General features: G+C 72.3%; 10 protein-coding genes. 4 read left to right on the top strand and 6 right to left on the bottom strand.

Translation table 11 applies throughout. The annotated features are described in order from the left end of the window. The gene (locus AC07AW_RS19305) at positions 1-819 is read left to right on the top strand and encodes an SAM-dependent methyltransferase (protein WP_478816680.1); all 819 of its coding nucleotides are present in this window, start codon (positions 1-3) and stop codon (positions 817-819) included. A 99-nt stretch (positions 820-918) separates the two neighbouring features. On the opposite strand, the gene AC07AW_RS19300 is transcribed toward AC07AW_RS19305, so the two are convergent. Together AC07AW_RS19300 and AC07AW_RS19295 are read right to left on the bottom strand one after the other, a co-directional pair. Next, complete coding sequence (locus AC07AW_RS19300; protein ID WP_478816679.1) at positions 919-2,811, bottom strand: M64 family metallopeptidase; 1,893 nt, start codon at positions 2,809-2,811, stop codon at positions 919-921. Between the two features lie 73 nt (positions 2,812-2,884). Further along, positions 2,885-4,228, bottom strand: a complete 1,344-nt coding sequence (locus AC07AW_RS19295; protein WP_478816678.1) for a 6-phospho-beta-glucosidase — start codon at positions 4,226-4,228, stop codon at positions 2,885-2,887. Positions 4,229-4,342: 114 nt separating this feature from the next. Here AC07AW_RS19295 and AC07AW_RS19290 point away from each other — a divergent pair, with 114 nt between their 5' ends. Next, entirely contained in the window at positions 4,343-4,789 is a 447-nt protein-coding gene (locus AC07AW_RS19290; protein ID WP_478816677.1) for a YchJ family protein, read from the top strand. A 48-nt stretch (positions 4,790-4,837) separates the two neighbouring features. Here AC07AW_RS19290 and AC07AW_RS19285 read toward each other — a convergent pair whose 3' ends face one another. The 3 genes from AC07AW_RS19285 to AC07AW_RS19275 all read right to left on the bottom strand — a co-directional run bounded on the left by AC07AW_RS19285 (position 4,838) and on the right by AC07AW_RS19275 (position 8,632). Further along, complete coding sequence (locus AC07AW_RS19285) at positions 4,838-6,931, bottom strand: MDR family MFS transporter (RefSeq protein WP_478816676.1); 2,094 nt, start codon at positions 6,929-6,931, stop codon at positions 4,838-4,840. Positions 6,932-6,994: 63 nt separating this feature from the next. Next, complete coding sequence (locus tag AC07AW_RS19280; protein ID WP_221518607.1) at positions 6,995-7,189, bottom strand: hypothetical protein; 195 nt, start codon at positions 7,187-7,189, stop codon at positions 6,995-6,997. Positions 7,190-7,573: 384 nt separating this feature from the next. After that, a complete protein-coding gene (locus AC07AW_RS19275; protein WP_478816675.1) occupies positions 7,574-8,632 on the bottom strand; it encodes an ATP-dependent DNA ligase in 1,059 nt (352 codons plus the stop codon). A gap of 52 nt (positions 8,633-8,684) precedes the next feature. On the opposite strand from AC07AW_RS19275, the gene ligD reads away from it, so the two are divergent. Continuing rightward, entirely contained in the window at positions 8,685-9,716 is a 1,032-nt protein-coding gene (gene ligD, locus AC07AW_RS19270; RefSeq protein ID WP_478816674.1) for a non-homologous end-joining DNA ligase, read from the top strand. Between the two features lie 112 nt (positions 9,717-9,828). Then, entirely contained in the window at positions 9,829-10,737 is a 909-nt protein-coding gene (locus AC07AW_RS19265; RefSeq protein WP_478816673.1) for an alpha/beta fold hydrolase, read from the top strand. Here AC07AW_RS19265 and AC07AW_RS19260 read toward each other — a convergent pair. Continuing rightward, the gene (locus AC07AW_RS19260; protein ID WP_478816672.1) at positions 10,718-12,478 is read right to left on the bottom strand and encodes an RCC1 domain-containing protein; all 1,761 of its coding nucleotides are present in this window, start codon (positions 12,476-12,478) and stop codon (positions 10,718-10,720) included. The two genes, AC07AW_RS19265 and AC07AW_RS19260, sit on opposite strands and share 20 nt — an antisense overlap. Positions 12,479-12,501: the final 23 nt, after the last annotated feature.

Raw genomic sequence — 12,501 nt, 5'->3', positions numbered from 1 at the left:
ATGACCCAGGAACCCGCAGTCCCACAGAGCGGACAGAGCATCGACACCAGCAAGCCGCATCCCGCGCGCATGTACGACTGGTTCCTGGGCGGCAAGGACAACTACCCGGTCGACGAGGCGATGGCACGCCAGCTGCTCACCGTGGACGCCCGGGGCCGGGACATGGCCCGCGTCAACCGGGCCTTCATGCACCGCGCCATCCGCTGGCTCAGCGCCCACGGCGTCCGCCAGTACCTGGACGTCGGCACGGGCATCCCGACCGAGCCCAACCTGCACCAGATCGCGCAGGAGGCCGCGCCGGAGTCCCGCATCGTCTACTGCGACAACGACCCGATCGTGCTCGCGCACGCGGCCGCCCTGCTGCGCTCGACCCCGGAGGGGGCCACCGAGTACATCCAGGCGGACGCCCGCGAGCCCGAGATCATCCTCGAAAGGGCCGGAAAGGTCCTTGATTTCGACCAGCCCATTGCGCTGTCGATGCTCGCCCTCCTGCACTTCGTGGGGGACGAGGACGGCGCGTACGAACTGGTCTCCAAGATCGTCGACAAGCTCGCGCCGGGCAGCTATCTCGTCCTCTCCCACGTCACCGGGGACTTCGACCCCGAGGGCGCGGCCAAGGCGAGCGCCATGTACAAGGCGCGCGGGCTGACCCTGCGGCCCCGCTCGCGCGACGAGCTGGCCGCGTTCTTCGAGGGCCTCGAGTTCGTCGAGCCCGGAGTCTCGCTCACCGCCGAGTGGCACCCGGAGCTGGGCGAGCCCGTCCCGGTCCAGGGCGACGACCCCATCCCGGGGTGGGCCGCGGTGGCCCGCAAGCCCTGACCCGTACCGACCGCAGATCGTCACCGCAGATCGTCACCGTGGATCGTCCATGAGAAGGCCCGCTCGGAAGTTCCGAGCGGGCCTCTTCTTCTTCTCCTCCTACTTCGGCTCCACCAGCGTCACCAGGAAGCTCCGCGCCCGGCCGATGTTGCCGGCCGCGTCGATCGCGCGGTACTCGACGGTGTGCGTGCCGTAGTCCGGGGTCGCGTCGTCCCACGGCACCGCCCGGCTCCGGCCCAGCTTCCCGTACACCAGGTCGTCGATGACCGTGCCGCCCGGCGAGAAGCGGAAGGGCGCGGCGGCGTCCGTGGGCCAGCCGTAGTACGTGTACCAGCCGTCGCCGTCGACCCGGAACTGGCTGACCACGGCGCCCTCCTGGTCGTCCCGCGCGGTGAGCCGCATCGTGAACGCGCCGTCGTAGACGTACTCCACGGGACGCCCGGGACGCCGGATCGTCCGCAGCGGATCGGACAGTTCGTAGGCCGCCGTGGCCGGGCGGGCGTCCACCGTCCAGTTCAACTCCCCGTCCGTGCCCGCGAGACGGGCCGTGAGGGTGTGCGTTCCCGGCGCGATCCGCAGCGAACGCAGGTCCAGGTCACGGTCGTTGCGGTCGGCCGTCGCGACCGGGCGCCCGTCCAGGAGCCAGCGCACGGCGGGGGTGCCGTCCACCGTGTGGGTGGTGTCCGCGTGGACGACGCTCCGGGCACCGACGGGGGACCCGGTCGGGGTGTGGCCGGTGAATCCGGGATCCTCCTGACTCCGTACGGTGGTCAGCGACGGGTCCACCGTCCAGTCGACGGTCCGGGTGAGCGCCGTCGAGGCACGGACCGCCGGGTCGCGGACGAAGGGCGTCGGATCGGTGACCGTCGCCGTCAGGGTGTGCGTGCCGGGGGAGACCGTCAGCCTCCGCAGGTCGACCGTGCGGGCGCCGTCGGTGTCGAGGCTCCGCCCGTCCAGCTTCCAGGTGACGGCCAGCGCGCCGCCCACCGGGTGCAGGGTGTCCACCCACACCGTGCGGTCCGCCCCGATCGGCGCCGTGTTCGGGGTGTGGTCCTGGACCAGGTTCACCTTCGCCGAGATCGCCCGGACCATCACCTCGCGCTCCACCTGGTCGAAGGCGTAGCCGAGGGTCTTCATGAGGGAGTGCCGGCTCGGGCGCCAGACGCCCTTCGTGCTGTACATGCCGCCCTCGTGGCGGCCGATGACCCCGCCGGACTCGCTCTCCTCGCCGAGCCAGCGCCACCACTTGGCCTGCTGCTCCCGCATCTGGCGCTCCGTCAGGAGCGTGTGGTGGACGGAGGACGGCTCGGGGCCTTCGTAGGTCGCGCCCGGGACGCCGCGCGCGTAGTAGTCGTACTCGTCCTGGAGGCCGCCGAGCGAATGCCCTATCTCGTGCGGGGTGATGAGCGAGGAGAGCGCGTTGCCGCCGGAGGCCGTGGCGTAACTCCCGCCCGCGCCGCCGTAGGTGGAGCTGTGGGCGAGGGCGACGATCTGGCGGTTGGCGCGGCTCGTGCCGGGGACGAGGTCGGCGAGCGCGGCGGCCTTCCGGCTGTCGACGGTGAGCAGCCGCTGCACGCTGTCCGGATTGCAGCCGCCCCAGAAGCCCATGTCGAGCGCCGTGTCGCGGGCGGGGGCGGTGAGACCCGGGTCGCAGTCCACGCCGGACTCCGCCGAGGGGACCTCCACCGCCCACACGTTGATGTACGAGCGGTAGGAGGCGAAGGGCTCGATGCTCCACAGGGTGTTCAGGTGCCGTTCCAGGTCGGCCCGGAAGGCCGGCATCTCCGCCGCGGTGTAGCCGTCGCCCATGAACACCAGATTGAACCGCCGGTCGGCGGGCCCGGTGGTCTGTACGGGAACGACGGCCGGCCCCGCACCGGACGTGGGTGTCCCGACGGCCGCCGGTGCTGTTCCCAGCAGGCCGGCGGCCAACAGACAGACCGCGGCGAAGCGCGCCGCCGCACGTCGAACTCCCTTGCGCTGTGAGGTCATGGGGCGCGAGCCTAGGCCGCGCCCCCGAGCTCGTAAAGATGTTCGTCAGCCGTGCGTTCGTCGCCCGGCCATCTCAGCTTCGCAGCCAGGCAAGTCCCGGGTGCTCCGCCGTGTACCCCTCCACCAGCCGACGCGCCACCGCCACCGAGTCCACCAGCGGGTGCAGCGCGAAGGCCTTGACGGCCGTCGCCCGCGAGCCGCTCTCCACCGCGGCGAGGACCTCGCGCTCCACCGCCTTCACGGCGGTCACCAGACCGACGGCGTGGTACGGCAGCGGGGCCACCGACACCGGATGGGCGCCGTTCGCGTCCACGAAGCACGGCACCTCGATCACCGCGTCCGCGTCGAGCACGGAGAGCGTCGAGCCGTTGCGGACATTGAGGATCAGGGTCGTGCGCTCGTCACGGGCGATCGCCCGCATGAGCGCGAGCGCCACCTTCTCGTAGCCGCCCGACTCCAGGTCCTCCTCGTCGCGGTCCCCGATCCCGGCGGCCTCCCGGTTGGCGGCCATGTACGTGGCCTCGCGGTCGGCGAGCGTCCGGTGCCAGGTGGCGAGGGCGGGGGTGTCGGGCTTGCCCATCTCCTCGTAGAAGGAGCCCTGCTGGTCGCGCAGATACGCCCCGCGCGTCCGCTCGGCCGTCCGGTAGGCGTGGACCGCCTCCCGGTTGAAGTAGTAGTAGTGCAGGTACTCGTTGGGGATCGCGCCGAGCGAGCGCAGCCACTCCGGGCCGAAGAGCCGGCCCTCCTCGAAGGAGCCGAGCGCCTCCTCGTCGGCGAGCAGCCGCGGCAGCACGTCCTGCCCGCCGACCCGCAGCCCCCGCAGCCAGCCCAGGTGGTTGAGGCCCACGTAGTCGATCCAGGCCTCGTCCGGGTTCGCGCCCAGGATGCGGGCGACCCGGCGGCCGAGGCCCACGGGGGAGTCGCAGATGCCGACGACCCGGTCGCCGAGCACCCGGGACATCGCCTCCGTGACCAGTCCCGCCGGGTTGGTGAAGTTGATGACCCAGGCGTCGGGGGCGAGTTCGGCGATCCTCCGGGCGACGCGCACGGCCACGGGAACGGTCCGCAGCCCGTACGCGATGCCGCCCGCGCCCACCGTCTCCTGGCCGAGCACGCCCTCGGCGAGCGCGATCCGCTCGTCGGCCGCGCGGCCCTCCAGACCGCCGACCCGGATCGCGGAGAACACGAAGTCCGCCCCGCGCAGCGCCTCGTCCAGGTCCGTCGTCGCCGTCACCGCCGGCGCGTCCGGCACGCCGTCCGCCTGATCGGCGAGGACCCGCGCGATGGCCGAGAGCCGGCCCTCGTCGAGGTCGTACAGGGTGACGTGGGTGACCCGCCCCTCGGCGTGGTCGCCGAGGAGGGCGCCGTACACCAGCGGCACCCGGAATCCGCCGCCTCCGAGAATCGTCAGTTTCATGCTCGTACGCTACTCGGACGAGCCCTCTGAGCAGCGGGATTCCGGGACGCCGTCCACGGCGGCGTCCATATGCCGGGCGCCGCCGCGCCCCAGCCGGTGGGGGACAATGGCGCCATGTCCCGACGCAAGACCCGCCCCCGCACCTCCCCGGCCGCCCCCGCGACCGCCGTGACCGCGACCTCGCCCTGCCCCTGCGGACTCGACGCCGTCCACGGCGCGTGCTGCGGCCGGTTCCACTCGGGCACCGGTGGTACGGCGCCCACCGCCGAGCTCCTCATGCGCTCCCGCTACAGCGCCTTCGTCGTCCGCGACGAGGCGTACCTCCTACGCACCTGGGCGCCGGAGACGCGGCCGGGCGAGGTCGACTTCGACCAGGGGATGCGGTGGGCCGGCCTGGAGATCGAGGGGGCCACCGACGGCACCGCCTTCCACCAGCACGGCACCGTCACCTTCACCGCCCGCTACGCGCACGGCGGCGAGGCCGGCGCCCTGCACGAGCGGAGCCGCTTCGCCCGCCACGAGGGCGCGTGGGTGTACGTGGACGGCGACTTCGTCGACTGAGGCTCAGCGCGAGATCGACCGAGGTTCAGCACGCGATCGACCGAGTTTTCAGCGCGCGCCCACGCCCGCCGTCACCCGTTCCCTCGGGAGTCCCTGCGCGAGGTCCTCGGCCACGATCTTCTTGGCGATCGCGTCCGTCGCCACCCGCAGCTCGGGTCCGCTGGGCCGGCCACGCTCCTGCTCGACCTGGTCGGACAGCCAGTCGCCCCAGGCGTGGGTGATGACGTCCGCCTCGCGCTTGCCCGCCGTCGTGTGGGAGAGCAGGTTGCCGTCACGGGTCAGGAAGCCCTCGTCGACCATCCGGTCGAAGACCGGAAGCAGCACCTCGGGCGGCACCCGCCGTCCGGCGGAGATCAGTCCGAGGCTGGCGTGCCCGACGGTCCGCGTGAAGAGCTCGACCTGCATCACCGCCCAGGCCCCCGCCGTGTCGAGCCGGGTGTCGGACGCGGAGACGATCGCCCGGGCCGTCTCGTAGTCGGTACGGCGCAGGATCCGGCCGACGGAGAGTTCGAGGAGCTTCTCCGAGTCGCCGGACATGGTGGGGGAGCCGAAGCCCTCGCCCATGTCCGGGGCGGCGGAGCGGGCCGAGTCACGCAGCTCCACCTGCTTGAGGAAGAGGGCGACGACGAAGCCGACGGCCGCGACCGGCACCGTCCAGAGGAACACGGTGTGCAGGGTGTCGGCGTAGGCCTGGACGATCGGCTCGGCGATCCGGTCCGGGAGCCGGTGCAGGCCGGCGGGGCTCTGGGCTGCCTGGGGGATTCCGGCCGGGTTCACGCCGAGACTCCTGGCGATGGTGCCGGCCTCGACGATGCCCGACGCGAGGTTGGGCTTGAGGGAGTTGGCGTAGATCGTGCCGAAGACCGCGGTGCCGAAGGAGCTGCCGAGGGTGCGGAAGAAGGTGACGCCGGAGGTGGCGGTGCCGAGGTCGGCGTAGTCGACGGTGTTCTGTACGGCGATGGTCAGGACCTGCATGCACAGGCCGATGCCGACGCCGAGGACGAACATGTACAGCGACTCCAGCCAGGTGCCGGTGTCGGGCCCCATGAGGGAGAGCAGGTAGAGGCCGACGCCCATCACCAGACACCCGACGATCGGGAAGGTCCGGTAGTGGCCGGTCTTGCTGACGACGTTGCCGCTGAAGATGGAGGCGATGAGCAGGCCGACGACCATGGGGAGGGTGCGGATGCCGGACATGGTGGCCGATTCCCCGTCGACGTACTGCAGATAGGTCGGCAGGAACGTCATGGCGCCGAGCATGGCGAAGCCGACGACGAAGCTGAGCACGGAGCAGACCGTGAAGACGGGGTTCCCGAAGAGCCGCATGGGCAGCATGGGTTCGGCCGCCCGGGTCTCCACCCAGCAGAACAGCGCCAGGGCGACGAAGCCACCGGCGAACAGTCCGATGATGACGGCGGATCCCCACGCGTACTCGTTGCCGCCCCAACTGGTCGCCAGGATCAGGGCGCTGGAGCCGATGGCGACCAGCGCGATGCCGAGGTAGTCGATGACCGGCCGGCTCGCCGAGCGCACCGAGGGGATCGTCCGGGCGGCGGCGATCACGACCAGGATCGCGATCGGCACGTTCACGTAGAACGCCCAGCGCCAGCTCGCGTGGTCGGTGAACAGACCGCCGAGGAGCGGGCCGATGACGGTCGAGACACCGAACACGGCGCCGATCGCACCCTGGTACTTGCCGCGTTCGCGCAGCGGGATCACATCGGCGATGAGCGCCATCGAGGTGACCATGAGACCGCCGGCGCCGATGCCCTGGAGGCCGCGCCAGACGATCAGCAGCGTCATGTTCGTGGCGAGTCCGCACAGGAACGAGCCGGTGATGAAGATGATCGCGGAGATCTGGAAGATCACCTTGCGGCCGAAGAGGTCGCCGAACTTGCCGACGAGGACGGTCGCGACCGTCTCGGCGAGGAGGTACGAGGTGACCACCCACGACATGTGGGCGGCGCCGCCCAGGTCCGAGACGATCGTGGGCAGGGCGGTGCCGACGATCGTCTGGTCGAGGGCGGCGAGAAGGACGCCCAGCATGATCGTGCCGAAGACGATGTTGCGGCGGCGGCTGTCGAGCACGGGTGGCTCGGTTGCGGCCGAGGGCGCGGGCGCTGCGTCGCTGGTCGTGGTCACTCTCGCAGCGTCACACCGCCACCGCCCTCACGCATGCGGGGGACGGCCGAAAGGTGTAACCGGTCAGGGGGTGACGGGCAGTCGGGGGTGGTGCTTGGCGAGGATCTTGTTGGCCCGCGCGAGGGCGGCGAGGGCGTGCTCGCGGTCCGCCCGGTCCTCCGCGCAGAGCGGTCCCCGGAAGCGGTACACCTCGCGCGCCGCACAGTCCGCGTCGACCTCCGCCTGGAGGACGTGCAGCGGCAGGCAGGCGCCGATCATCGCGGCCACGCTGTCGGGGATCGGTACGGGAACGAGGCGCGAGGGCGAGGTGATCACGGGTCAGTCCTAGTCGGTCCGGGGAGGGTACGGAAGGGTCTCCTCTCCATACGTACCGGATCGCGGTACGGGTTCCGGTACGGCGATGTCGCGGGCGGGCAACGGCGGAGTGGGCCGTCGGAGGAGCGGGAAGATCGAACCCGGCGGCGCCGTGGCCGACGGCCGGGACGTTCCCGCAGGTACGGGGCCGGGTGGCGGCCGCCGTACCGCGCACCGATCTTGCGTATCGCCCGGAATCCCCCCGCGGGCGCGGGCGGTTTCGGGTATGCCGAGTGTGTGGCAAATCACGTTGCGGTCCGAGGTCTTCCGCGCCGCCGCGTCCCGTGCCTACGTGAGGATCTCGGCCAGGTCGTACGAGACGGGCTCGTCCAGCTGCCCGTAGCCGCAGGACTCCGGCGTCCGGTCCGGGCGCCACCGCTTGAACTGCGCGGTGTGGCGGAAGCGGTCCCCCTCCATGTGGTCGTAACCGACCTCGCAGACCCGCTCCGGCCGCAGCGCCACCCAGGACAGGTCCTTCTTGCCCGACCAGCGGCTCGGCGCCCCCGGCAGCCGGGCCCCCTCGTGCGCGGTCTCGTCCGTCCACGCAGCCCACGGGTGCCCGTCCGGGGGGTCCATCCGGAGCGGCTCCAGCTCCTCGACGAGCTCGGCGCGGCGGGCGGCGGTGAAGGCCGCGCACACGCCGACGTGCTGGAGGACGCCCCGGTCGTCGTGCAGGCCGAGCAGCAGCGAGCCGACCACGGGACCGCTCTTGTGGAAGCGGTATCCGGCCACGACGACGTCGGCCGTCCGCTCGTGCTTGATCTTGTACATGAGGCGGGCGTCCGGCCGGTACGGCAGGTCGAGCGGCTTGGCGATCACCCCGTCGAGCCCGGCGCCCTCGTACTGCTCGAACCAGCGCGCGGCGAGCTCGGGGTCCCGGGTCGCCGGCGCCAGGTGGACCGGCGCGTCGACCCCGTCGAGGACCCGCTCCAGGGCCTCCCGGCGCTCGCTCAGCGGGGTGTCGAGCAGCGCGTCGTCCCCGAGGGCGAGCAGGTCGAAGGCGATGAACCGCGCCGGGGTGGTCTCCGCGAGCATCCGGACCCGGGAGTCCGCCGGATGGATCCGCTCCGAGAGCCGGTCGAAGTCGAGCCGCCCGTCGTGCTCGATGACGATCTCCCCGTCGACCACGCAGCGCTCCGGCAGCCGGGCGGAGAGGGCCTCGACCAGCTCGGGGAAGTAGCGGGTGAGCGGCTTGCCCGTACGGCTGCCGATGACGAGCTCCGGCCCGTCCCGGTGCACGATCGCGCGGAAGCCGTCCCACTTCGCCTCGTACTGCATGCCGGGCGGGATCCGCTTCACGGACTTGGCGAGCATCGGTTTCACGGGCGGCATCACCGGAAGATCCATGTCGTGATTGTCTGGTATGCGGGAGTTGTCGGCGAGCCCTAGGCTGACCGGCATGGCAGGCAAGGCGGCAGCGGTGGAACTGGAAGTCGGCGACCGGACCGTGCGGGTCTCCAACCCCGACAAGGTGTACTTCCCCGAACCCGGCTACACCAAGATGGACCTCGTCCAGTACTACCTGGCCGTCGGCGACGGCGTCACGCGCGCCCTGCGTAACCGCCCCACCACCCTGGAGCGCTACCCCGACGGGGTGACCGGCGAGTCCTTCTTCCAGAAGCGCGCCCCGAAGTACCTGCCCGACTGGATCCCCACGGCCCACATCACCTTCCCCAGCGGCCGTTCGGCCGACGAGATGTGCCCCACCGAACCGGCGGCCGTGCTCTGGGCGGCCAACCTCGGCGCCGTCACCTTCCACCCCTGGCCGGTACGGCGCGACGACACCGACCACCCCGACGAACTGCGCATCGACCTCGACCCGCAGCCCGGCACGGACTACACCGATGCCGTCCGGGCCGCCCACGAACTGCGCGCGGTCCTCGACGATCACGGACTGCGCGGCTGGCCGAAGACCTCGGGCGGCCGGGGCCTCCACGTCTTCGTGCCGATCCGTCCCGAGTGGACGTTCACCCAGGTCAGACGCGCGGCGATCGCCTGCGGCCGGGAGCTGGAGCGGCGCATGCCGGACCGGGTCACGATCAAGTGGTGGAAGGAGGAGCGCGGCGAGCGGATCTTCGTCGACTACAACCAGACGGCCCGGGACCGCACGATCGCCTCCGCCTACTCCGTACGCCCCCGCCCGCATGCCCCCGTCTCGGCGCCGCTGCGGTGGGAGGAGATCGACGAGGCCGTGCCGAGGGACTTCGACATCAGGACGATGCAGGCGCGGTACGCGGAGGTCGGCGACGTCCACGCGGACATGGACGACGAGCGGTTCAGCCTGGAGTCATTGCTGGAGCTGGCCCGGCGGGACGAGGCGGAGCACGGTCTGGGGGACCTGCCCTACCCGCCGGAGTACCCGAAGATGCCGGGCGAACCCAAGCGGGTGCAGCCGAGCCGGGCGAAGAAGGAGCCTCCTGCCGACGGCTGAGGGCCGGGACGCCTCCGGGTGGGCGTCACCGGCCCTCGCCGTTCACTCTAAAACAACACGAACGGTCGTGCTAGCATTTTTGGTGTACCCAGGACGACCGAGGAGATCCGGCATGTACCCGATGGCTCCGCTGATCCGCACCGCCCTGAACGCCACCGCGCGGGTCGCCCCCGGCCCGGCCGGCCGCTGGGCCTTCCACCTCTTCGTCCGCCCGCTCGGCAGGGCCAAGGTAAGACCGGAGGAACAGGCTCTCCTCGCCGCCGCCCGCATCGGGACCCTCCGCGTGAGGGGCAAGGAGGTCGTCACGTACGCCTGGGGCGACGGCCGGCGGCCCGTCCTCCTCGTCCACGGCTGGTCCTCCCGCGCCTCGCGGCTCGGCGCCTTCGCCGAGGAGCTGCTCGCGCGCGGGTACAGCCCGGTCGCCTTCGACGGGCCCGGCCACGGGGACTCCTCCGGCACGGCCACCAACATCGTCGAATACCGGGAGATCATCCGGCAGGTGCACGCCCGGCACGGCGACTTCGAGGCTGTCGTCGCCCACTCCTTCGGCGTCCTCGCCTCGCTCTTCGCCCTCCGTGACGGCGTCCGCACGGCCCGCTTGGTGGGCCTCGGCGGCGTCGGCTCCTTCGCCATGCTCCTGGAGGGCTTCCGGGCCGGACTCGGCCTGGACGACCGGGTGGTGCGGGCCATGCGCCGGTACGTCGAGGGGCACCTCGTCCCCGGGGAGCCGGGCGTCTGGGACCGCTTCGGCGCCGACCACGCGCCGGAGGAACTCGGCGCGCCCGTCCTGCTGTTCCACGACGAGGGCGACGACATGGTGCCCCTGGCCCAGGCGCGGTTCCTCGCCCGCGCCCACGGCGAGCGGGCCCGGCTCGTCGTCACCCGCGGCCTCGGCCACCGGCGCATCCTCACGGACCCGGAGGTGGTGGCCGAGGCGGTGGAGTTCGCGACCGCCGGATCCGGCCTCGCGGCGGAGCCGGCGGTCATGGCCCGTGAGAGTGTCAGCCCAACGGGGTCGTGATCGCGGTCGCGTTGTTGCCGGACCGGGGATCGGGTGTGGTGGCGGTCGCCGAGGCCCCGTTGGTCACGGCCGCCGTCGAGCGCACCAGCACCTTGAGGGTGAGGGTCGCCGTTCCGCCCGCGGCCAGGGTGCCGAAGCGGCAGGTCACGGTGTCCGTACTGCCGGCCGGGGGAGTGTCGCAGGCGCCGGCGGACGGGGTGGCCGAGACGAAGCGGACGGTGGCGGGGAGAGTGTCGGTGAGGACCACGTCCTCCGACGCGGTCGGGCCGTGGTTGCGGACGCGCACCGTGTAGGTGAGGGTCCCGCCGTTGGCCACCGGCTCCGGGCTCGCCGCGATGGACGTGGCCAGGTCGGCGAGCGGCCGGTACACGGCGATGCTGTGCGTCTCGCCGGCGCCGATCGAGGTGATGCCCTCGAGGTACCGGAGGCAGGGCGAGGTCTGGCCGACGGCGCAGACCCGGAAGGGCGTGTGGCGATCGAGCCTGGTCCCGTCGCCGACCTGGCCGTAGGTGTTGTTGCCCCAGGCGCGGACGGAGCCGTCCGAGCGCAGGGCGAGGCTGTGCCCGCCCGAGATGCTCGCGGCGACCGAGGTGACGCCGTTGAGGAAGCCCGAGCAGCCGCCCGGCGCGCACACCTGGACCGGGACCTTCCGGTTCGTGGTGGTGCCGTCGCCGAGCCGGCCGTTGCCGTTGTAGCCCCAGGCGAGGGCGGTGCCGTCGGTGCGGGCCGCGAGGACGTGATTCGCGCCCGAGGCCACGGATCTCACACCCGTCAGGTAGGCACTGCAGGGCGCTGCCTGCCCGATGGCGCAGACCCGGACGGGGGTGGTGGTCTGCGCGCCGGTGCCGTCGCCCAGCGCGTCGCCGATACCCCAGGTGGCGACGGAGCCGTCGGCCCGGACCGCCACGCTGTGGAAGACACCGGCCGCCACGGAGACCGCGTCGGACAGGAGGCTGACGTACACCGGGGACGTGCGGGGCAGGGTGGTGCCGTCGCCGAGCTGGCCGTTGCCGTTGTAGCCCCAGGCGAGGACGTGGCCGTCGGAGGTCACCGCGAGGGTGTGCTGGAATCCGGCGGCGACACCGATGACGTTCGACAGGTGCGTGGTGCACGGCGCGGAGGCGTACGGGGCACACACCCGGACGGGTGTCAGCTTCTCCGTCGTCTCTGCGTCGCCGAGCCGGCCGCCGAGTCCCCAGGCGACCATGGTCCCGTCGGCGAGCAGCGCGAGACTGTGGAAGTCGCCGGCCGCGACGGCGACGACGCCCTTCAGGAAGGATGCGCACGGCGCGGGCTCGCCGACGGCGCACACCCGGACGGCGGTGACGCGGTCGGACTTGGTGCCGTCGCCGAGCTGGCCGTAGGCGTTGTTCCCCCAGCCGAGGACCGTGCCGTCGTCGAGCAGGGCGATGCTGTGCCCGTCACCGGCCGCGACCTGCACGACCTTGTCGAGCGGCGCGGTGCAGGTGACGTTCCCGCAGGCCCGCCCGGGGACCAGCGCCGACCCGGCGGTGTTGCCGTCGCCGAGCTGGCCCGATGCGTTGTTCCCCCAGGTGAGCACGGTGCCCGGCGGGGCCGTACGGATGTCCCGTGCCCCCGCGCTGTCGGCGTGCGCGGGGGACGGGGCGGACAGGCCGGGGCCGGACAGCAGCAGCGTGGTGGCCAGGGCCGCCACGAGGGCGAGTCGTCTTCGCAGGAGTGGTCTGCGGCGGGCGCCTGGCGGGGAGTCCGATACGGACATTCGCGCTCCTCTCACGGGCCGGA

The organism is Streptomyces sp. NPDC044003 (assembly GCF_056435185.1).
The sequence above is the reverse complement of the archived record's forward strand: the minus strand, read 5'-3'. Positions and strand labels throughout refer to the sequence as shown.